We start from the raw sequence: 21,308 nt of genomic DNA on the forward strand, positions 1-21,308 counted from the left end.
CTTCATCTCATATGTATGCAGACAGGCCCCAAAATAACCCACTTGTCCGGGGAACACACAAACAACCCGTCCTTGCTTGCAGAAAGGACGGGTCGATTTACGATCTCACGTGAAGCTTTTGAACAAACCGATACAGATGAGCAGGATGGGGGGAAACCAGGTAAGCCGCGACAGCCACTTCCACCTTCCGGCCTGTTGCCCCAATACCACGCCAAGATACAGCAGGCCACCGCTCATCGCGGCGATACATGCAGCTACCGTCAGGGGAGAATAGCCTAAGAATGTCAAACTGATCCCCGCGCCAAAAGCGTCCAGCGACAGCGCCAATCCCAGCAAAACCGCTTCCCTGCCCGTAATATGCCCCGATTTGTCGGCATCCGCATAAGAGGGGTCTCTGAGGATCTGGATGATCAGCCCAAAAATGCGGAATTGGGATACGAGCGCCGGATCGCCGCTTTGTTCAGACTCGCCTGCACTTGTCTGGTCCTTTTTGGCTGAACGGGCAGAGACCAGCCGCCACAAGGTAAATGAGCCCATCCCGATCAGTACAGCCGCTCCGATTTGTTTGCCCCACTCCGGTGACAGCCAGAATACAAGCGTCGAACCTACTGCCATTACCGTATACACCACGGCAAAGGAACAACCGGCGACGACGGCAAGGGATATCAGAGGAATCCGCATATTCCGAAGACCGTATGTCAATCCAACGGTGACGCTATCCATGCTAATCGCCAGGGACACAAGAAGAAGCGAGAGCCAGCCGCTCATGATGCCATCACCTCTCTTTCCCGTTGCCCTTTAGAATACGCTCCGCGCTTATCCGATGTGCCCTTTTTGACCAGGGGCGTTTTCCCGCAGCTTTCGCTCATCTGTAAACACGATATGTTTCAAGCAAAAAGAAAAGCCCGGAGGGTATGCCCCGGGCCAAAAACTTGCGTGTTTACAGATCATCAAAGCCGCCAAAGTCAAAATCGTCTCCGCCTTCATCGCCGCCGGACTCTTCGCCCGACTCCCCGAAGGCAAGCTCACCCGCATCCGACATGAGCTCGCCCAAGAGCATTCCTCCCAGGAGGCCCGCAGCCATTCCGCCGATCATGCCGCCCATGCCGGAACGACCTCCATGCATTTGCCCATAGGAAGCCATGGAAACATACGGGATGGCTTGCGGATTTTCCGCGTACTCGCGCAGTTTTTCCAGCAAAAAGCGGGACAGCTCCTCTTCCTTCTCTGCGGCAAGCAGCTCCTGCGGCACGATGAGCTCTGCCTTGTACTCCTTCTGGCGTCCCATCAGCATGCCCGGCACGGTCAAGTCGAGCTCGAGCAGCAGCCGCATTTCGCCAGGCGTGGAGAAAAAGACGACATCCAGCTCGCGCAGCGGTATCCCCAGCGACTGCCCTGTAAAGAACGAAAACTCTTGTCCATAAGGAGTCAGACCGCCGGAGTCCGGCTTTTGCCGCAGGTCCAGCCGGTTCAGGGCGTTCAGTACCCGCTCCACCGGCTCCGGCGGCAGCACCTCCACCCGATCCATGTCAGTCGGATCAAGCGCCATTTCCACGTCCAGCTTTGTCTGCAAGCCGTACTGGATAGACGGCGACGAGATCGCCAGCCCCTGCGGAAGCTCAAAGGAAACGGGGATGTCCACTGTGTAAGGCTTTGGCAGTACCTTAAAGCTGTGGGCAACCTGGACGGAATGCACCTGACGGGTTACGATTTGCCCTTTGACCCGGGCGTTCATCATCAAAAGAACGCTCAGCTCTGTAATCCGCTGCTCCACGTTCCCGCCTTCGATATGAATGTGTCCGGTCACGGTTTCACCCAGGCGATAAGCCGGCTGATCCAGCCGAAGATCCACGGTTGCTGCGCCTACGCCGAATTTGGCCATCAACTTTTTGAACATGACGGGTTCCTCCTTATCAAATAAACGAACGCTAATATATCCAGTGTAGCAAAAGCTGGGTGGCTGCGCGAGTGGCACCGGCAATTGTTCACGAAACGATCATGGAGGAACGCCGCCTGCCTCTTACCGCCTTGTTAATCGATCGTTTAATTGGCGCTCCTTTCCGGGTCAGCTTCCGGGAATGCACACGGTAGCTGACTTGCGGCAAGTCACTGGCAAGCCTGCTTTCCTGAAGGAAAAAAGAAGCAGACTTCACGGTCTTTCCCGCTCCTTTTTTCCTGCCGGCTCATTTTGGCCTGCCACTCATTTTTATCTGCCAGTTCATTTTGGTCTGCCAGCTCCTTTGGCCTGCCCTCTACTTCATCCGGTCGAGCGCAATATTCAGCTTGAGTACATTCACCCGGGGCTGTCCAAAGACACCCAGACTCCGCTCCTCGGTATACTCGTCAATCAAGGCGTTCAGCCTAGCCTGATCGAGATTCCTCGCTTTTGCGATGCGCTCTGCCTGTACGCGAGCCGCCTCGGGGGAAATGTGCGGGTCCAGCCCGGAGCCGGAGTTGGTCAAGAGATCGGCGGGGATCTCTTCCCGCTTGACTGTCGGATTGGCCTTCAGAAAAGCCTCTATGTCCTTTGTCGTCCGCCCGGCCAAAGCCGGATTGGACGGGGCGTAGTTGTTGGAGCCGGAGCTTGCCGCATTATATTCAATAGAAGAAATGCGTCCCGCAAAATACTTCGGGTCTGTAAACGCTTGGCCGATCAGCTCTGAACCGATCACGTTTCCCTTGTCATCCACGATCAGGCTGCCGCTCGCCTTGGCGGGCATCGCCAGCTTGGAGATGCCGGTCATCGCCAGCGGGTAGGCAAGCCCGCAGATCAAAAGCAGAACGACACTGAGACGAACATTTTGCAGCATGGACATTCACCTATTCCTTTCCATTATGGGTGTCGTGACGATTTAGACCAGGCTCAGCGAGACCAGCGCCAAGTCGATCAGCTTGATGCCGACAAACGGAGCGGCGATTCCGCCCAATCCGTATAAGGCAAGATTGCGGCCAAGCAGCCTGCTTGCGCTCATCGGGACGTATTTGACCCCTTTCATCGCCAGCGGAATCAGGATCGGGATGATGACGGCATTGAAGATCAGCGCGGACAGTATGGCGCTTTGCGGTGTAGCCAGCTGCATGATGTTGAGCGCCGACATCTGCGGAATTGCCAGCATGAACATCGCCGGGATGATCGCGAAATACTTGGCGACGTCGTTGGCGATGCTGAACGTCGTCAATGCTCCGCGGGTCATCAAAAGCTGCTTGCCAATCGCTACCACCTCGATGATTTTGGTCGGATCGGAATCGAGATCCACCATGTTGGCTGCTTCCTTCGCCGCCACGGTACCGCTGTTCATCGCCAGCCCGACGTCCGCCTGGGCCAGCGCCGGAGCGTCGTTGGTGCCGTCTCCCGTCATAGCGACCAGCTTCCCTTGCGCCTGCTCTTTTTTGATCAAGGAAATCTTGTCTTCCGGCTTCGCCTCCGCAACGAAGTCGTCTACCCCCGCCTCACGGGCAATCGTCGCCGCCGTCAGCGGATTGTCGCCCGTGCACATGACGGTGCGGATGCCCATCCGCCGCAGCTCCTCGAAGCGCTCCCGCATACCCGGCTTGACTGTATCTTTGAGATAGATCAGCCCGAGGATGCGTTCGTCCACGGCTACAGCCAAAGGCGTGCCGCCCTCTGTGGCGATCAGCCGCATTTTCTCCTCCAGCTCCGCGGGAATCTGACCGCCTTTTTCTGCGATATGCGCCTTGATCGCATCGACAGCTCCTTTGCGTATTTCACGCCCGTCCGGAAGCAGCGTGCCGCTCATTCTCGTCTCCGCCCGAAATTCGATTCCCACTGCCCGAGGGATATCCAGAACAGGCGAAGAAACTCCCTGCCGCTTTGCCAGTTCGATAATAGACCTTCCCTCCGGCGTCTCGTCAAAGATGGAGCTTTGCGCCGCAGCCAGGCTCAATTCCTCCTCGCTCGCATTCCCGACCGGGAAAAAGGCCGCGGCCATCCGGTTCCCAAACGTAATCGTTCCGGTTTTGTCCAAAATAATCGTGTTGATGTCGCCTGCGGCCTCTACCGCTTTCCCCGATTTGGCGATCACATGGAACTGCGTGACGCGATCCATGCCGGCGATGCCGATGGCTGACAAAAGCCCCCCGATGGTGGTAGGAATCAGGCAGACCAGCAGCGCGATCAGCGTCGCCATGGGGATAGCTGCATTCACGTAACCGGCGATCGGCAAAAGCGTCGTGCAGACGATCAGAAAAATCAGCGTCAGCGTGACGAGGAGCGTGCTCAATGCGATTTCGTTCGGCGTTTTTTGCCGCTTGGCCCCTTCTACGAGACTGATCATGCGATCCAGGAACGATTCGCCCGGATCGGCAGTGATCCGCACCTTGATCGTGTCGCTGACGACCCGCGTTCCGCCGGTGACCGAGTTGAAATCCCCGCCCGCCTCCTTGATCACGGGGGCGGACTCTCCGGTGATCGCCGATTCATCCACCGACGCGACGCCTTCGACAATTTCGCCGTCGCCCGGGATCATTTCGCCCGCCTCGACGATGACGAGATCGCCCTTTCGCAGCTTGGTGGCCGGGATCGCTTTGACGCTTCCATCCTTTTGGACGAGCCGGCCCACCGCATCCTGTTTCGTTTTTTTCAGGCTGTCCGCCTGCGCCCTGCCCCGGCCTTCGGCGAGCGCCTCGGCAAAGTTGGCAAAGAGGATCGTGAACAGCAGGATCAAGCTGACGGCCGCATTGTAGCCCGGATCGGACTGGCCGCCAAAAGAGGTCGGAAAAAAAGCCAAGAGCAGCGTGATCAAAAATCCTGCTTCGACGACGAACATCACCGGATTTTTGCACATCACGCGCGGGTCCAGCTTCCGGAATGAATCCAGCAGAGCCCGTTTGTACAAATCATGGGAAAGCGCGGTTTTGCGCTGTGTACTCATCGAAAGTCTCCTTCCCCCGGAGCCGCTTTGTTTATACTCCGGGTCGGCAATAATCCAAGGTCAGCCATATCAATTACATACACGTGTCTATCGGATCGTCAGCCACTCGGCCACTGGACCCAGCGCAACGACCGGGAAAAAGGTCAGCGCCCCGACGATCAGGACTGTCGCCAAGAGAATAAGCAAAAAGACGCTGCTGTCGGTCTGTAGCGTGCCCAAGGTCACCGGCACCGGCGTTTTTCTGAGCAGCGACCCGGCTACCGCAACCATCGTGATGATGGAGATGTACCGCCCAAACAGCATGACCAAGCCGGTCGAAATATTCCAAAACGGCGTGTTGTCCCCCAGCCCTTCAAAGCCCGAGCCGTTGTTGGCAGCCGAGGACGTGAATTCGTAGACGACCTGCGAAATGCCGTGAAAGCCGGGATTGGAGATGGCGGTGCTGCCCATCCCGGTGGCAAGAGCCACGGCGGACGGCGCCAAAATGATCAACGGGTGGACGAGAAGCGTGAGCGCGATCAGCTTCATCTCCTTTGCCTCGATCTTGCGGCCCAGAAACTCGGGCGTCCTCCCGACCATCAGCCCGGCCAGAAACACCGCCAGCAAGGCGTACATCAGGATGTTGACCATGCCGACTCCGTCGCCGCCAAAGACGCAGTTGAGCATCATCTGCGCGAGCGGAACCAGGCCGCCCAGCGGCGTCAGGGTGTCGTGCATGTTGTTGACCGTGCCGGTCGTGGCGGCTGTGGTCACTGCGGTAAACAGGGCGCTTTGCACGATGCCGAAGCGCACTTCCTTTCCTTCCATGCTGCCCATCTCCTGAGAGAGGCCCGCTTTTGCCAGAGCCGGGTTGCCGTTCGTTTCACTGATGTACGCCATGGTTAAAAAGGCAAGGAACATCAGCCCCATAGCGGCAAACAAAATCCACCCCTGCTTGCTGCTTTTCGCCATGTGCCCAAACGCAATCGGCAGCGCGGCCGGGATGACAAACATCGAGAGCATTTCCAGCACATTGGTAAACGGCGTCGGGTTTTCAAACGGATGGGACGAGTTGACGCCGAAAAAGCCGCCTCCGTTCGTTCCCAGATGCTTGATCGCAACCAGGGAAGCTACAGGCCCTCGCGCGATCTGCTGTTCCACGCCTTCGAGCGTATGGGCGGTCGCCGCCGGCTCCAGCGTCTGCGGTACTCCCTGGCTGACCAGTACCAGCGTGACGACGACAGCCAGCGGGATCAGCAGCCGTGTATGGGCACGCACCAGGTCGACGTAAAAGTTGCCGAGGCTTTTTTGGCCGGTCACTCCCCGCATGAATGCCATCACGGCGGCGATTCCCGTCGCTGGCGTAGTAAACATCAGGTACATAATGACAGCCATTTGCGACAGATAGGAAAGTCCTGTCTCGCCGCTGTAATGCTGCAGGTTCGTATTGGTCAGAAAGGATGTGACGGTATTGAATGCCAGCAGCGGTTCCATCGCGCCGATGCCCGCCGGATTGCCCGGCAAAATCCCCTGCAGCCGCAAAATCAGATAGCAGATGGCGGCCATCGCCAGGTTGCTGGCCAGCAGAGCCACAACATACTGCTTCCAGTTCATGTCCCCTGTCCGAATGCCGGACACCTTATAGAGGGCCTGCTCTACGCCGCCGAACACTTTGTCCATCCTGGTCCTCTCAAGGGCAAAGGCCCTCTCCAGATAACGGCCCATCGGGATGGCGGCCGCAAGCAGCAAGGCCAAAAACAACGAAATTTGGACGAAGTCCACAATAAGCTCCTCCTCACATGTTTCAAACAGACGGACTCTAGTATTTCTCCGGATAAACAAGGGCGTGGCACAGGTATACGATCAGCCCGGCGGCGATCAACAGCAAAACGCTCATTCCTTCTTCCCCTCCTGCTCTTCTGCTACTGCCTCGCAAAACTTGACGACGCCGTAAAAAATCGCAAACGACAAGGCGATCAGCAATACGGAAACCGCGTCCATCTTCGAGCCTCCCTCCCTGCTCAGGAAATTGCTTATAGTCCAATCCACCCGGAATACTTGCTTGCTTTCATCCTCCCTTTGACTTGTCGTGTGTGAGCCGAGCGGACTCTTTCGCTTACGCCTCTGCCCCTCTCCCAAGCGATGCCCGGAGCGGTGCCTTTGGGTAAAAAAATAGACCAATGCTTACTCCTTCCCCAGGCGACAAACAAGCACAGGCCACTGCGGGCAGCCAAAAAAACAGCCGCTCGCAAACGGATCGGGCCGGACGGCGATTCATCCAGAATCGCTTCTCCCTTCGATCCGCCGGTTGTGTCTCTTGCTTTGCCTTGTCGGGGAAAAAGTACTCATTGGTCTACCTAACGCCCAGCCGGCAATCCATTGCCCTCTTTGCGCTCTGTCTCCCTGTTCCTTTTTCCAAAACAGACGATTTTTACTGACAGAAAAACGAAAAGACCTGCAAATCAGATCGAACAGGCGGATTGCTGCCGCATTTGGGCAACAAAAAAAGCCTCCTCGAACAGGCGGTCTTTTGACCTCCCTCGCTTTAGCCGACGAAGTTAGCTGACGGGTAGGATGGCGAAAGAGTTTCTCATCCCTTCCACAAAAACCGTGGAATTAACCCCTACTGATTGGGTCCTCCGCTCCCGGGCGCCCCGGGACTAGGCCAGATTTGCAATTGGTTGTTATGTGTCATTATAAGTCGGACGCGATTGGTTGTGAACGGCTGATTTTGACCGATTTCCGATTCTTTTGGGAGAAAAATCGGAATGAAAACGGATAAATCGTTCATTCTCTCAAGCGATCAAATTATTTTGCCCGTTATCTCCCGTTTCCTTTTTTCTCCATTCTCGCGTTGACAGCCTCTCTGGCGCTCAGTAAGATAGGGCTCAATGACAAGATAGGGAGGAATTGGTTTGGCCGTTTCCCACAAGAAGAAAATGGAAGCCGAGATCAGCGAAGCGTTTATTAAGTTTCAGCGCGAACTGATCGGACGCGGCCCGCAGGAAGGAAAATCGTACATCGTCGGCGATATGGTGATCTGCCGCTTCAAAGGCGTCCTCACTGTCGAGGAAAAGCATTTGGCTCATCATGAAAAGGGACGCCGCGTGGTCAAGGAAATGCGAGAGGTCCTGCGCGAGATGTACAGCAAGGAGTGCGAGGAGATCGTCGAAACCATCACCGGCTGCAGGGTGCTTTCCAGCCACAGCGATATCAGCACAAAAATGGGCGAGCGGATCGAGGTTTACGTGCTGAACAAGGATTTGGAGAAGGCGCTGTTGGACATGAAAAGCTAAACTCTAGTGAGTCATCGCCGTTTGGAGGGAACAAAGCTTGAACGAAAAGTATCGGAGGCAGCAGGTGGTGCTCGATCCTCTGAAAGCAAACATTTACAGTATCTTCTTTTCCATCGCTTTTTTCATCGCTGCCCTTTTCCTGTACGGCGGCGAGGTGACGTTTTCCGTGTCGATCCAAGGTCTTTTTCTCTTTCTGCTATTGGTGGTCGCCGGGATTGTCGTCCATGAATGCTTGCACGGGATTGGCTTTTTGCTCAGCAGGGAAGTCTCGTTCTCCGACATCCGCTTTGGATTTGTACCGAAGAAACTGGTTTTCTACTGCTGCTGCGCAAAACCGATTGCGGTATCCCGCTACCGGTTCGCAGTACTGCTGCCCGGCTTGATCTTGGGATTGGTCCCTTTTTGTCTTTCCCTTATGGGACATTCGCTTTTTTGGTACTTGTGGAGCTTTTTTATGATAGCCGGCAGCTTTGGCGATGTTTACATCCTGTGGACACTGCGGAAGTATGACCGGCAGACGCTTATTACCGATTCTGTGGACAGCATCGGTTATGACGCCTATATTCCCGTGGAAGATGGCAATGGAAGCAAGTGAGGTTTGTCACAGCAGCGTTCATCCACCCCAAAAATACAAAAAAAGCCGCGTATGCGAGTGACGTTTGCCATCACCCGATACGCGGCTTCTTTACTTCCAAAAACCGTTTTACGCTACAACATCGTAGCCCTGATCTTCAATCGCTTCCTTGATCGCATCCACAGTCAGTTTGCCTTCGTCGAAAGACACCTCGACCGTTTTTGCCGCCAGGTCAACTTTGCCTGCCGCACCCAGCTCCTTCAGCGCTTTTTCAATCGAGTTTACGCAGTGGTTGCAGGACATTCCTTCTACTTTCAGCGTTACGTTTTGCATCATGATCTCTCCTTCTCAATTTTCCTTTTTATATGATAACCATGCCGCCTCACCGCTCCCAAGGTCAACCCTGGGGATGAGACAGATGGGTCTTGCCTTGTTCTATGGCATGGCCAGCCGATTGCTGGTGAGGAGCCTCGTCGGGACCGGCCCAGACTGTGTACAGCTGATAGCCGCCGATGACGAGCAGCAGATAGACGATTGCCGAGAGCGCCCATTTTGTTTTGAGATTCATCCTCGTTTCCCCTTTCCCATTACAATTTCACCCGCTGCAGGCGCAGGGCGTTCAGCACGACAGAGACAGAGCTGAAGGCCATTGCGGCCCCGGCCAGCCACGGCGCGAGAAAACCGAGTGCTGCGAACGGAATCCCGACTGTATTGTAGGCGAATGCCCAAAACAGATTTTGCTTGATGTTGCGGATTGTCTTGTGGCTCATCACGATCGCGTCGGCGACACTGGTCAACTCTCCGCGCATCAGCGTGATGTCCGCCGCTTCCATCGCCACATCCGTTCCGGTGCCGATGGCCATGCCGATGTCGGCTGTAGCCAGTGCGGGCGCATCGTTGATGCCATCTCCCACCATCGCTACTTTGTGGCCTTGCTGCTGCAGCTTTTTCACTTCGTCCGCTTTTCCTTCCGGCAACACCTCGGCAATCACCTGGTCAATCCCCGCCTGACGGGCAATCGCTTCTGCCGTCTGCCTGTTGTCCCCGGTCATCATGATGACAGTCAGGCCCATTTCCTTCATCCGCTTTACCGCTTCGCGGGAAGTCGGCTTGATCGTGTCTGCCACGGCGACCATACCAGCCAGGCGTCCATCGACAGCAGCGAGCATCGCTGTTTTTCCTTCCTTCTCCAAGGAAGACATGACATCTGCGGCCTGTTCATAGGAAATCGATTTTTCGGCAAGCAGGCGGCGCGTTCCGACGAGAACCTCCCTGCCGTTTACGACCGCGCGGATCCCGAATCCGGGAATCGCTTCAAACGCTTCAGCAGCCCCCAGTGAAACTCCTTTTTCGCCAATCCCTTTGACAATCGCCTGGGCCAGCGGATGCTCCGAATTTTTCTCGGCGGCTCCGACCAGTGCCAGCAGCTCGCTTTCGTCCATGTCATAAGCAAAGACGTCCGTGAGCTCGGGTTCGCCTTTCGTTACGGTACCCGTTTTGTCCAGTACAATGGTATCCAATCGGTGCGCCGTTTCCAGATGCTCTCCGCCTTTAAACAGGATGCCCAGCTCTGCCGCGCGGCCCGAACCGGCCATGATCGAAGTAGGCGTAGCCAGTCCCAATGCGCACGGGCAGGCAATGACGAGCACCGCGATTCCCTTTTCCAATGCCGAGGCGAAATCGCCCGGCGAAACGAACCAGTACCAGATCACGAAGGTGAGGACGGCAATCCCGACTACAACCGGAACGAACACGCCGGATATGCTGTCCGCCAGGCGCTGGATCGGAGCCTTGGAGCCTTGCGCTTCCTCGACTACGCGGATGATTTGAGCCAGTGCCGTTTCTTTTCCGACCTTGGTCGCCTGAATCTGGAGAAAACCGTTTTTGTTCAGTGTCGCGCCGATCACGTTGTCTCCGACAGTCTTATCCACCGGAATGCTTTCACCAGTCAGCATCGATTCATCGACAGCCGACTGTCCTTCCAAAACGACGCCATCTACCGGCACCTTTTCGCCTGGCTTTACATAGACGATGTCCCCCGGGCGCACTTCGTCTACCGGAATCGTCATTTCCTCTCCGTACCGTATGACCACTGCCGTCTTGGCCTGCAAGCCCATCAGCTTGCGAATCGCCTCCGAGGAGCGGCCCTTTGCCTTGGCTTCAAACAGCTTGCCGAGCAGGATCAAGGTAATCAATACCGCGCTGGTCTCAAAATACAGCTCAATCATGTGGGCCCCTGTGCCGATGGATTGGATCGCCATGTACAAACTGTAGAAGTAAGCGGCCGAGGTGCCGAGTGCGACCAGCACATCCATGTTGGCGCTTTTGTTGCGCAAAGCCTTGTATGCTCCAACATAAAATTGTTTACCGACAACGAACTGAACCGGTGTCGCCAAAGCCAGCTGCACCCACGGGTTCATCAGCATATCGGGCAGCCAGATGAACGAGGTAAAGGAAAAGTGGCTCACCATCGCCCACAGAAGCGGCAGGGAAAGGATCAGGGAAAAGAGAAACTTTCCGGTCTGCCGTTCGATTTCCTGGGCCCGGCGGTCCGCCGTTTCCGCCTCGGACTGCTCATCCTTGCGTACGGCCTGATACCCCAGCTTTTCCACCTGCCTGATCAGGTCGGCGACGCTCGCCTGGCTCGCGTCGTACTCGACAGAGCCTGTTTCCAAGGCGAGGTTGACATGCGCCTGGATGACGCCCGGTACCTTTTGCAGCCCTTTTTCAATCCGGGTCGCGCAGGCAGCGCAGGTCATTCCCGAGATGTTGAGCTCTACCTTGTCGGTGATCACTCCGTACCCCAAATCCTCGATTTTTTTCTGGATGTCCTGAAAGCTCATTTTTTCGGCGTCATAGACAACTGTCGATTTTTCCAGGGCGAGGTTGACGCTTGCGGACTCGACGCCTTCGAGCTTTTGCAGACCTTTTTCGATCCGAATGGCACACGCTGCACATGTCATGCCGGATATGGCGACTGTCGCTTCTTTTACTTTGCCGCTCATGTTGATTCCTCCGAATCAAATACCCATATGGGGTATATTTTTATTAGTATTCCCCTTACGTCTTTTCTTATCGCAACTTCAGTATACAGTACCCCCATAGGGTATATCAAGCGTTTTTTTCAAAAAAATTTCCCCGCTTGTCCATTTCAGCAAAACGGGGTCTGCGAAGCCATCCGAACGCAGTTGCGCCCTGCTTTTTTTGCTTCATAAAGAGCCTGGTCGGCTCGCTCTATGGCATTTTCCGGGGATATTGCCTCGGCAGGCAGGAGCGTTGAGACGCCTACGCTCACCGTCACCACACTGCTTGCCTTTGAGCCGCTGTGCGGAATGGCCAGAGATACGATTCGCTCCCTCACATCCTCCGCTATTCCAAGGGCCCGATCTGCGTCTGTACCCGGCAGCAGCACCGCAAATTCTTCTCCACCATAACGGGCGACCATCGCTCCCTGAAGCTTCAGCGCAGATACGGCTGCTGCAGCTGCTCCTGCTGCTTCCCGCAAACACCTGTCTCCCGGTTGATGCCCGTAGGTATCGTTGTACATTTTAAAATAATCGAGATCAAACATAATGAGCGAGAACGGAACCCCACTCGATTGACATGCTTCCCACTCCGCGCGAATTCGCTCGTCGAAGTAGCGCCTGTTGGCTACGCCAGTCAATCCGTCCATATTGGTCAAATCGCGCAAAAGCTGGTTGGCTGACATCAGCTGCTCCTCTGCCCGCTTCCTAAGCGTAATGTCGCGAAAATGAATCAATTGGGCCGGCTCGCCTCGATAGGAAATCCATGTACTCGCTGTCTCGACATCCACCTCGCTGCCATCCTGGCGGCGAAACCTCGTCTCGATCAGATCCGTGACAGACTCCATATGCTTATGCGCATACGTATCGCGACAGGCTTCGGCTCGCCACTCCTCTTTCGTAAAGGTATACAGCGGTTTTCCCAGCAGCTGCTCCCTTTTTTCCAGTCCCAAAAGCTTTAAAGCAGCGTCGTTGGCCAACACAACTCTGCCTTCCGACACCACAAGCACTCCGTCTGGAGAGAGCTGCACCAAGCGCCGGTAGCGCTCCTCGCTCTCCTCAAGCTCGTAAAGCAGGTGATTGGTCCGGCGAATATACGTCATGACCAAATAACTGAGGATCCCCCCCATGAGGGATATTGGCCACTGATACATCGCCACTTGCATTAACAAAGATGTATCGGGAAGATTCATGTACAGAGAAGATGTGGCCACGACAATCCCGTAGAAGTTCAAAAGGATAATCCTGCTCCAGGGCTGCATTCGGAAATACGACAGGGCGCCACACCCGATTCCGATCAGGATGGCAAAAAATGCAGCAGTCAGCGAGGCGGCACTTACACCATACAATCCCACCCGTCCGACCGCGATGATGACGGCTGAAGCCAGGGCCGCAGGCATCCCTCCGAAAAAAGCTGACAACACAATCACTATATGTCGCAAATCCGCCACCACAGAAGGAGAGACTCTGATCGCATACAGCATCAGCAAGACACCTACCATGCCAAGCAAACCGCCATACACCAGACGGATGCGGATGGGGGACTGGGGTACGACCAGCTTTCCTTTGTAAATATGACCGATGATCAAGAAGCACGAAATCAAGATAGCCAGATTGGTACCGAAATCTTTTAACACACTCTCACGCCTTCTGCTTTCTTAGTATGCCACATGCGACCCCGTCACGGGCGATCAGCATGGCAGACGTACTCCGCTACATCATAAAGCTGCAAGGTTCACTTGTAAATGTTTTCGGACCCTCTTCCTTGAAATCGCAAGCCCGTTGTTGTCTGTTTGTCACCTTTTTGAAATGGCAAAAAGCCCTGCTCCTCCCATTCGGAACAGGGCTTCCCGCATTTGCTTTTGAGCCTTGCGTATTTATTTACCCTTGCTTTTTATGATAAGCGGCGGCAATCTGCGCAGCCACGGCTGCATTGTGCTTCACCAGGGCAATATTGGTTTGCAGGCTTTTGCCTTCTGTCAGTTCTTTTACTTTCGAGAGCAAGAACGGCGTTACCTTTTTGCCGGCGATTCCGTTTTCTTTCGCTTCCTTCAGCGCTTGCAGAATGACTGCCTCGATCTTGCCGTGATCAAGCGCATCCTTCTCCGGTACCGGGTTGGCGATGACAAGACCGCCGTCCAGACCGAGCTTCCACTTCGTATCCATCACGGTTGCGACTTCTTCTGGAGCATCCAGACGGAAATCGACGCCAAAGCCGCTCTCTCTTGCGAAGAAGGAAGGGAACTCATCCGTGCGATAGCCGACGACAGGCACCCCTTGTGTCTCCAAGTATTCGAGGGTACGGCCGATATCGAGAATCGACTTGCATCCGGCGCATACGACTGCGAGGCCCGTTTGCGCCAGCTCGGTCAGGTCAGCAGACACGTCCCAGGTGATTTCGCCTTCGCGGTGAACACCGCCGATGCCGCCTGTGGCAAAAACGCGGATGCCTGCCAGCTGGGCTGCGATCATCGTACCGGCTACCGTCGTCGCCCCGATTTTGCCGCTGGCGAGAATGTACGGGAAATCGCGTCGGCTTACTTTTTCAACGGATTTGTTCGTCGCGAACTCTTCCAGTTCACTTTCCGACAGCCCGATCTTGATTTTTCCGTCCATAATCCCGATCGTTGCCGGTACCGCGCCGTTGTCACGGATGATCTGCTCGACTTCCTTCGCCATCTCGATATTTTGCGGATACGGCATCCCGTGGGAAATGATTGTTGTTTCCAGGGCTACAACTGGCAAGTTATTGTCCAATGCATGGCGCACTTCATCTGTAAAAGTCAGGTATTGTTTCATCCGTTATCGCTCCTCTTCGTATTGGTTTATCGTTTGTTCCAGTTCCTCCGGCTTCAGCAGCGGCGATACCGAATACTCGGTCTGCAGCGTCAAGGCCGAAGCAGCCATGCCGAGCCGGCACGCTCTGCCCAGCGGCTCACCGTTTACAACCCCGTACAAAAGACCGGAGGCAAAAGCGTCGCCCGCTCCCGTCACGTCCACTACCTCTGTCGGGTAGGGGGCCAGCTTCTCCGCCTGGTCCTCCGATTGATAATAAATGCCCTGTTCGCCGAGCGTCACCACGACACTTTTCACGCCTCGTGCCCTGATTTTCCGGCACGCTTCTTCGCAGTCCTGCATGGTTTTGATCTCCATGCCTGACAAAAGCTCGGCTTCCTCTCGATTCGGCAGGATTGCTTCGACTCCGTCCAAACGCTCGGGCAGTTTTTCCGCCTTGGCAGAAGAAACCGGATCGACGAACAGCGCGATGCCCTCATCCCGGCAGCGTCCGATCACGTATGCCAAACAGTCTGCAGGAAGGTTCGTATCGAGGTAAACGGCCCGGGCGGCTGCGATATGGGACCACCGTTCCGCAAACATTTGCGGCGTGAGCGTATCGTAAATATCCATATTCGCCAGGGAGACGACCATTTCGCCTTCCTTGTCCAAAAGCGCCGTGTACGTACCGGTTCGCTGAGTGGGCAACCGCCACACCTGGCTGATATCGACCCCGTGCTTTTTCGTTTCCTGCAAAATCCAGTCGCCTTCCTTGTCTTCCCCGACACAGCTGATCAGCGAGACATTGCAGCCAAGCCGACCGAGATTTTCCGCGATATTGCGGCCGACCCCTCCGCATGATTCAGAGATGGTTACCGGATTCGATGAGTGGAGCCGCACTTGCTGCTTGGCCCGCGCTTTCCGGTCCAGATTGGCTCCGCCGATGCAGACGATCAGCTCTTCGTCGCGAAGAATATAGGCCCGTCCTTTGATTTCGCCGCGCTTGGTCAGCTGCGCGATATAGCCAGCCACCGCCGACCGGGAAATGCCCATCTTGTCAGCCAGCTCCTGTTGGCTGACGAACGGATTTTCACGAATGTAGCGGAGGATTTGTTTTTCTTTGTCCACGGCCCTCCTCCTTTCTGCCTTAGTAGCATTTGCAACTCGAACTGCTCCTCTTTACAAACAAAAGTTTATCACATAGACAAAAGTTTTCAAAGAGAAAATAATGGTGCCGCAAGAAAAAACGCATTCTTTGACCATCCGCGAAAAGATGGGCACAAGAATGCGCTTCTATAACGGCTATGCTGTGTTATGTTGCTTTTTTGCTAATCCATGGTTGATCGCTTTTGATCGCCTGCATTTTCCGACCTCTATGCCCGCCCTTTTTTACGATCCTACGGCATTCTGCAGCGCCGGCTCCTTCGCTTTTTCCCGATGGCGGGACAGGGCAAAAATCGTCCCGATAATGCACAAACCGCCGATCCACTCAAACATCCCGAACGACACATGCAGCCAAACAACGGTCGTAATCACGGCAGACAATGGTTCCGCGCAGGCAAGCAGGCTTGTTTCTGTCGGGCGGATATAGTTCAGACTGTCTACGTACAGATAAAAGGGAATCAAGGTCCCAAACAAGACGATGAAGACAACAGCCAGAACCGATGGAACCGACCAGATCATGTCAGTTGCTTGCCAAGGCTGTTTTGCCAGGCAAAGACCGATGCCCCCGATCAGCATCGCCCAGCCAAGGACGACTGTAGACCCCCAGCGCCCCAGAAGCGGCTTCGGGTATACGGTGTAAAAAGCAAGCGCCAGCGCCGAGGCCAGCCCCCAAATAACGGCGGCAGCGGAAATCGTCAGCTTCCCCGGATTTCCTCCCGTGATGAGCAGATACGTCCCCCCGAGAGCCAGGATCAGAGCCGTCACCTGTGCTGCTGAAGGCAACTGCCGAAGTTTGATGACGAGATACACAACCAGAAAAACGGGCCCCAAATACTGCAGCAGCGTCGCAGTCGCCGCATTGCCCGCTTCGATCGAGGCAAAATACGTATACTGGACCGCGAGCATGCCTGCGATCGAAAACAGCAGGAGCCGGGCCAAATCACCGCCGGAGAACAAAATCCGCCAAACATTCTGACGATGCGGCCCACATAATGACAGCGCGAGCAGGATCAATCCGGAGGCGAGCAACCGTGACGCTACCAGCCAATCCGTCTGAAACTGATAATGCTGCATGAGCGATTGGGCCACGGTGCCTGAGACTCCCCATAAGATCGAAGCGACAATCACCATTGTAAAGCCGCGGACGCGTAATGAAGAAATCATGGTGTTTTTTCTCCTCTCCCATCCAATATATTATGCAATATATCGCATTCTGCTGTAAAATACAAGAAGATGCTTCTTTTACCAAAACGCCTTCTAAGGAGGACTTGTCATGCCTCTTCCCCCCAATTTGCGAAAGGTCGAACGAACCTCCGCGAAAAACAAGGTATTGCAGCAGCTGCAGACCTGGATCATAGACGGTACCCTGCAGCCGGGCGAAAAAATATTGGATACGGAGCTGGCCGACGCGATAGGAGTCAGCCGGACGCCTGTACGGGAGGCGCTGCAAATCCTGGAGCTGCAGGGCTTTGTAGAGATGCAGCCCGGTGTGGAGACGCGAGTGACCAAGCTGGCTCCCGAAGACGTCCCCAACATCTACCGGCCGCTCATCGCCTTGGAAGCGCTGGCTGCGGAGCTGGTCGTGCCCAAGATCACCGATGCGGTGCTGGACGAATTGACCGAGCTGAACAGGCAGTTTTCCGAAGCGATCGAGACAAGCCAGTCATATGCCGCCATGGAGCTGGACGAGGCGTTTCACAAGCTGATCCACGAAACAGCCGGAAATACGTACATATCATCCTTTACCTCCCTCTTGCACATGCATTTGCGCCGGTTAAAATTTGTCTTCTTCCAGCATTTTTTGCCTGCCCGCACTTCAGTAGAAGAGCATCGTCTACTGATTCAGGCCCTCCGCGACAAAAATGCGGCGGCCGCTGTCGAAGCGATGACGCAAAACTGGCTCAGACCCATGCATGAGGTAGCACGCCAACTGGAAAAAGCAAACAAAGGAGACGACTGATGAATAGACCCTCGCTAAAGCTTTCCCTGATTGAGTCGAATGAAGAAAGAAAGGCATACCGCTCTCTTTTGCTTTTGGCAGATGACTGGGCCGAGGCCGTTGACCAGTACATGTACGGAGGAGAGCTGTATATCGCCCAGGATCAGCAGGACCAAGTGCTGGGCGTTTGTCTGATGCACGCTTTGTCCCCCGAGGAAGCGGAGATCAAGAACCTCGCCGTCCGGCCGGAATTCCGCGGACAGGGAGTGGGGAAGGCCATAATTGAAGAGCTTTGCAGCCGCTTCGCCTCCAAAGGCTTTTCACGGATCATAGTAGGCACCGCCAATTCCAGCATCGACAATCTGGCTTTTTACCAAAAGGCGGGCTTCCGCATGACAGAAATTCGCAAGGATTTTTTCTGTTCCTATCCCGAGCCCGTGATTGAAAACGGGATCCGGGCATGGGACATGGTCATGTTTGAACGCCCTCTGTCTGCATCTTGCTGAAAAAGTCTTGGAAGCTGTCCCCGCTTGCCGATTCCCCCGGCGAAAGGATGATTTGCTGTCCATCGGCACATACTACCGAAAAAAATGGGTGGGATGATGGTGTCGAATCAAACAGACGGACGATACAACAACGCGCAGGCAAAAGGCGAAGACAAGCAGGAAGGCGAGTTCTTCTACTTTGATCTGTCAGACGAGCACCATGAGAAGCTCTTGGAAAAGGAATTGAAGGAAGGTCACGAAAATCCTCTTGGACCTCTGGAAGAGGTAACAAAAGTGGAATATTAAAATCAACCTGGAACCGGCTCCGGCTATGAAAACAAATGGCCGGAGCTTTTTCCTGCTTTCCCTTTCTACATTTGATGCGGGATACGTTGCTGCCGTTTTGTCCGCTTCTTTGACAAGCACCACTAAGAGGTGTATAATTATCTTAAATTTGAGATATGTACTGAACTAAATCCTAAAGGGGGTGCACGCAAATGCCCGAAGAACAGCAACATCGTGACGACTCGCTTTTGCTGATGGTGGTTTTGGCCCGTGCCTATAACTGGGTAACGGCACATACCACGCGGGAAATCCGCCAGCATGGGTTGAATCCCACCGAGTTTGGCGTACTTGAGGTGCTGTACCATAAAGGTCCCCAGCCTCTCCAGCAAATTGGCGAAAAGATCCTGATCTCGAGCGGTAACATTACGTACGTCGTGGACAAACTAGAAAAGAAGCAGCTTCTGGTCCGCAAGCCATGTGCCGAAGACCGGCGGGTTATTTACGCAGAACTGACGGAAAAAGGTCAACAGTTTCTGGCTTCCATCTTTCCCTCCCATAAAATAGCCATTGAGCAAGCCGTCAGTGGCCTCAATCCGGAGGAAAAGAGAAGCGCAATCGAGCTGTTAAAAAAGTTGGGGCATTCTGCTCAAGAGCGCTTTCATAAATAAAAAAACATGGAAGTGTAAAAACTCTTGACAAGATCCTCGATACGTAATAATCTTAAAATCAAGATTTACTATTTCAAGGTTATATACTTTCCTTTTGAAAGGGGAATAAGAAAAGCATGAGTAAAGTATTATTTATCAAAGCCAACAACCGTCCCGTGGAGCAAGCAGTCAGCGTAAAGCTGTACCAAGCTTTCGTGGACTCTTATAAGGAGACCCATCCACAAGACGAGATCGTAGAACTGGATTTGTTCGCAGAAAACCTGCCATACTACGATGTAGAAAAAATCAATGCCATGTTCAAACAAGGCAAAGGAATGGAAATGACTGCTGAAGATCAAAAAGCAGCTGAGCTGGTTAACAAATATCTGAACCAGTTTATCGAAGCCGACAAAGTGATGATCGCATTCCCGCTGTGGAACTTCACTGTACCTGCTGTCCTTCACACGTATTTCGACTACCTGTGCCAAGCAGGCAAAACGTTCCGCTACACTGCAGAAGGTCCAGTTGGGCTGTTGAACAACAAAAAAGTGGCTCTGCTGAACGCACGCGGCGGCGTATACTCCGAAGGTCCTGCTGCCAATGTTGAAATGGCTGTTAAATACGTGCAAACCATTCTGGGCTTCCTGGGCGTGAAAGACATGTCCACTGTCATCGTAGAAGGCCACAATGCGTCCCCTGACAAAGCGGAAGCACTTATTCAAGAAGGCATTGAAAAGGCTGTAAAACTGGCGGAATCCTTCTAAGGCCCGCCGGCCTTTTTTTGGACTAATATCTCAAATTTAAAATACTCTAATTTAAAATTATTTTACAAGGAGTGAATGTATGATGGTAGATGTAGGTTTGTTGATCATTCGTCTTGTTGTCGGTCTTACTTTTGCAGCTCACGGTACACAAAAATTGTTTGGTTGGTTTGGCGGTCACGGATTAAAGGGTACGGGCGGATGGTTTGAATCCATCGGCATGAAGCCCGGCGTCGCCATGGCTCTGATGGCTGGTTTGAGTGAACTGATTGGCGGACTGCTGTTTGCTGCCGGAGTCGGCACCTGGGTAGGCGCTGTGCTGATCATCGGCACGATGCTTGTAGCGATTGTAAAAGTCCACGGCCCTAACGGATACTGGGCAACACAAAACGGCTACGAATACAATCTGACCCTGATTGCTGTCGCTTTGGGCGTTGCTCTGATCGGTCCTGGTGCCTATACGCTGTTCTAATCAAAAACAATCAGCATGTTATGCCTTGCCCTTATGCAAAACAACAGCTAGCATAGAAGCTACTTTCTTTGTCATATATGTCCCATAACAAGGAGGCCATTATGCACATTTCCATCTATACACCGGACCAGCAAGGAAAAGGCCATTTCGGCAATGGCGAAATCGTGGAGAGCAAACCGATTGCTTTTCCCCACGAGGAAACGGCTGTCAAGCGCGTCGGCCCCCTCTTTTACTGGGCTTGGGCCAAATCGCTGACGACGTTTGAAATACCGCTGCATCCGCACTCCGGCTTTGAAATCGTTTCGTACGTGCTAAACGGAACGGTTGGTCACCGCGATACACTAGGCAATTTGCAGCAAGTATCCACCGGCGGAGCGCAAGTAATGCAGACCGGATCAGGAGCTTATCACGCCGAAGAAATGAGTACAGGCACGGAAATGTTTCAAATCTGGTTTGAGCCTCATCTCTCCCAGGCGGTCAAGGTGCCGCCCACTTACAACCAGTACAATCATGAAGAGTTTCCGCTCGATGTGATTGACGGCGTACAGGTGAAACGGGTGATCGGTACGGATGCGCCGATTTCTCTCGTGACCGACTCTTTGATGAGAGATATCATCATCCCGGCCAATCATTCCTATCGTTGGCAGCTTCCAAAGGGGTATTCCCTGGCAGCAGTTGTCGTTTCGGGCAAAGGGGAGCTGCATTTGGCAGAAGGAGCGAGTGGCCTTCACGGCGGCGATTTTGCCGTGGTGTCCTCGGATCAGGCCGGAGAGCTCCGGTTTAGCGCCCCTTCCGGTGAATCGCTCCGCCTCGTTGCGATTCAGGTGCCGTCAGAGGTGGACTACCCGCTATACCGAAAGTAAACAACTAGGCAACCTTCCAAACCGTACGATTGAACAGGCCGCTCCGCTGACTGGAGCGGCCTGTTTGTTTGCCTTTGCATATTCCGGCCCCTCCCAAGAGACAATAAAAGGGAATGTTTGACAAAGCATCACAGTGAAAGGACGTTATACGGT

Annotated in this window: 23 protein-coding genes and 1 riboswitch; of the genes, 10 read left to right on the plus strand and 13 right to left on the minus strand. The window is 54.2% G+C overall.

Annotation, left to right across the window (positions count from 1 at the left end; translation table 11 throughout):
• Positions 1 to 105 precede the first annotated feature (105 nt).
• Together ytaF and V5G20_RS25520 are read right to left on the minus strand one after the other, a co-directional pair.
• Positions 106 to 768 carry a sporulation membrane protein YtaF gene (gene ytaF, locus V5G20_RS25515; RefSeq protein WP_003389907.1) on the minus strand — a complete coding sequence of 221 codons (663 nt, stop codon included), beginning with the start codon at positions 766 to 768 and terminating at the stop codon, positions 106 to 108.
• A gap of 172 nt (positions 769 to 940) precedes the next feature.
• Positions 941 to 1,897 carry a sporulation protein gene (locus tag V5G20_RS25520; protein WP_003389908.1) on the minus strand — a complete coding sequence of 319 codons (957 nt, stop codon included), beginning with the start codon at positions 1,895 to 1,897 and terminating at the stop codon, positions 941 to 943.
• 71 nt (positions 1,898 to 1,968) lie between these two features.
• On the opposite strand from V5G20_RS25520, the gene V5G20_RS25525 reads away from it, so the two are divergent.
• Entirely contained in the window at positions 1,969 to 2,091 is a 123-nt protein-coding gene (locus tag V5G20_RS25525) for a hypothetical protein (RefSeq protein ID WP_255320310.1), read from the plus strand.
• Between the two features lie 161 nt (positions 2,092 to 2,252).
• Here the strand turns inward: V5G20_RS25525 and kdpC are convergent, their stop codons facing one another.
• The 4 genes from kdpC to kdpF form a co-directional block, all read right to left on the minus strand.
• On the minus strand, positions 2,253 to 2,810 hold the full coding sequence (gene kdpC / locus V5G20_RS25530; RefSeq protein WP_172920763.1) for a potassium-transporting ATPase subunit KdpC: 558 nt from the start codon (positions 2,808 to 2,810) through the stop codon (positions 2,253 to 2,255).
• A 42-nt stretch (positions 2,811 to 2,852) separates the two neighbouring features.
• Positions 2,853 to 4,892, minus strand: coding sequence for a potassium-transporting ATPase subunit KdpB (kdpB, locus tag V5G20_RS25535; RefSeq protein ID WP_338462716.1), 2,040 nt, complete (start codon positions 4,890 to 4,892; stop codon positions 2,853 to 2,855).
• A gap of 87 nt (positions 4,893 to 4,979) precedes the next feature.
• Entirely contained in the window at positions 4,980 to 6,653 is a 1,674-nt protein-coding gene (gene kdpA, locus V5G20_RS25540; protein WP_338462718.1) for a potassium-transporting ATPase subunit KdpA, read from the minus strand.
• Positions 6,654 to 6,690: 37 nt separating this feature from the next.
• Positions 6,691 to 6,768 carry a K(+)-transporting ATPase subunit F gene (gene kdpF / locus V5G20_RS27175; RefSeq protein WP_227277768.1) on the minus strand — a complete coding sequence of 26 codons (78 nt, stop codon included), beginning with the start codon at positions 6,766 to 6,768 and terminating at the stop codon, positions 6,691 to 6,693.
• 635 nt (positions 6,769 to 7,403) lie between these two features.
• A riboswitch (cyclic di-AMP (ydaO/yuaA leader) is annotated at positions 7,404 to 7,548 on the minus strand.
• A 238-nt stretch (positions 7,549 to 7,786) separates the two neighbouring features.
• Here kdpF and V5G20_RS25545 point away from each other — a divergent pair.
• Together V5G20_RS25545 and V5G20_RS25550 are read left to right on the plus strand one after the other, a co-directional pair.
• Entirely contained in the window at positions 7,787 to 8,167 is a 381-nt protein-coding gene (locus V5G20_RS25545; protein WP_003389914.1) for a DUF2294 domain-containing protein, read from the plus strand.
• Between the two features lie 37 nt (positions 8,168 to 8,204).
• The gene (locus V5G20_RS25550) at positions 8,205 to 8,762 is read left to right on the plus strand and encodes a DUF3267 domain-containing protein (RefSeq protein ID WP_024983313.1); all 558 of its coding nucleotides are present in this window, start codon (positions 8,205 to 8,207) and stop codon (positions 8,760 to 8,762) included.
• A gap of 108 nt (positions 8,763 to 8,870) precedes the next feature.
• Here the strand turns inward: V5G20_RS25550 and V5G20_RS25555 are convergent, their stop codons facing one another.
• From V5G20_RS25555 to V5G20_RS25585, 7 genes are all read right to left on the minus strand, one after another.
• Positions 8,871 to 9,074 carry a copper ion binding protein gene (locus V5G20_RS25555; RefSeq protein ID WP_003389916.1) on the minus strand — a complete coding sequence of 68 codons (204 nt, stop codon included), beginning with the start codon at positions 9,072 to 9,074 and terminating at the stop codon, positions 8,871 to 8,873.
• A gap of 64 nt (positions 9,075 to 9,138) precedes the next feature.
• The gene (locus tag V5G20_RS25560; RefSeq protein WP_171505957.1) at positions 9,139 to 9,309 is read right to left on the minus strand and encodes a hypothetical protein; all 171 of its coding nucleotides are present in this window, start codon (positions 9,307 to 9,309) and stop codon (positions 9,139 to 9,141) included.
• 19 nt (positions 9,310 to 9,328) lie between these two features.
• Complete coding sequence (locus tag V5G20_RS25565; RefSeq protein ID WP_338462723.1) at positions 9,329 to 11,746, minus strand: heavy metal translocating P-type ATPase; 2,418 nt, start codon at positions 11,744 to 11,746, stop codon at positions 9,329 to 9,331.
• Between the two features lie 146 nt (positions 11,747 to 11,892).
• Complete coding sequence (locus tag V5G20_RS25570) at positions 11,893 to 13,401, minus strand: diguanylate cyclase (RefSeq protein ID WP_243014698.1); 1,509 nt, start codon at positions 13,399 to 13,401, stop codon at positions 11,893 to 11,895.
• Between the two features lie 244 nt (positions 13,402 to 13,645).
• Positions 13,646 to 14,563: a pseudouridine-5'-phosphate glycosidase gene (locus tag V5G20_RS25575; protein WP_003389919.1), complete on the minus strand. Its 918-nt coding sequence runs from the start codon at positions 14,561 to 14,563 to the stop codon at positions 13,646 to 13,648.
• A gap of 3 nt (positions 14,564 to 14,566) precedes the next feature.
• Positions 14,567 to 15,667 carry a carbohydrate kinase gene (locus V5G20_RS25580; protein ID WP_003389921.1) on the minus strand — a complete coding sequence of 367 codons (1,101 nt, stop codon included), beginning with the start codon at positions 15,665 to 15,667 and terminating at the stop codon, positions 14,567 to 14,569.
• 261 nt (positions 15,668 to 15,928) lie between these two features.
• Entirely contained in the window at positions 15,929 to 16,867 is a 939-nt protein-coding gene (locus V5G20_RS25585) for an EamA family transporter (RefSeq protein WP_003389922.1), read from the minus strand.
• A gap of 109 nt (positions 16,868 to 16,976) precedes the next feature.
• Here V5G20_RS25585 and V5G20_RS25590 point away from each other — a divergent pair, with 109 nt between their 5' ends.
• From V5G20_RS25590 to V5G20_RS25620, 7 genes are all read left to right on the plus strand, one after another.
• Positions 16,977 to 17,663: a GntR family transcriptional regulator gene (locus tag V5G20_RS25590; RefSeq protein ID WP_003389923.1), complete on the plus strand. Its 687-nt coding sequence runs from the start codon at positions 16,977 to 16,979 to the stop codon at positions 17,661 to 17,663.
• Positions 17,663 to 18,148 carry a GNAT family N-acetyltransferase gene (locus V5G20_RS25595; RefSeq protein ID WP_338462727.1) on the plus strand — a complete coding sequence of 162 codons (486 nt, stop codon included), beginning with the start codon at positions 17,663 to 17,665 and terminating at the stop codon, positions 18,146 to 18,148. The genes V5G20_RS25590 and V5G20_RS25595 overlap by 1 nt, the downstream gene beginning before the upstream one ends.
• Positions 18,149 to 18,247: 99 nt before the next feature.
• Positions 18,248 to 18,433, plus strand: a complete 186-nt coding sequence (locus V5G20_RS25600; RefSeq protein ID WP_024983307.1) for a hypothetical protein — start codon at positions 18,248 to 18,250, stop codon at positions 18,431 to 18,433.
• A gap of 191 nt (positions 18,434 to 18,624) precedes the next feature.
• Complete coding sequence (locus tag V5G20_RS25605) at positions 18,625 to 19,080, plus strand: MarR family winged helix-turn-helix transcriptional regulator (RefSeq protein WP_003389926.1); 456 nt, start codon at positions 18,625 to 18,627, stop codon at positions 19,078 to 19,080.
• Between the two features lie 116 nt (positions 19,081 to 19,196).
• Positions 19,197 to 19,823: an FMN-dependent NADH-azoreductase gene (locus V5G20_RS25610; RefSeq protein ID WP_122958081.1), complete on the plus strand. Its 627-nt coding sequence runs from the start codon at positions 19,197 to 19,199 to the stop codon at positions 19,821 to 19,823.
• Positions 19,824 to 19,905: 82 nt separating this feature from the next.
• The gene (locus V5G20_RS25615) at positions 19,906 to 20,292 is read left to right on the plus strand and encodes a DoxX family protein (RefSeq protein ID WP_003389929.1); all 387 of its coding nucleotides are present in this window, start codon (positions 19,906 to 19,908) and stop codon (positions 20,290 to 20,292) included.
• Between the two features lie 101 nt (positions 20,293 to 20,393).
• Positions 20,394 to 21,155 carry a pirin family protein gene (locus tag V5G20_RS25620; RefSeq protein ID WP_122958082.1) on the plus strand — a complete coding sequence of 254 codons (762 nt, stop codon included), beginning with the start codon at positions 20,394 to 20,396 and terminating at the stop codon, positions 21,153 to 21,155.
• Positions 21,156 to 21,308: the final 153 nt, after the last annotated feature.

Source organism: Brevibacillus borstelensis, assembly GCF_036700025.1.
GTDB classification, from domain to species: domain Bacteria; phylum Bacillota; class Bacilli; order Brevibacillales; family Brevibacillaceae; genus Brevibacillus; species Brevibacillus borstelensis.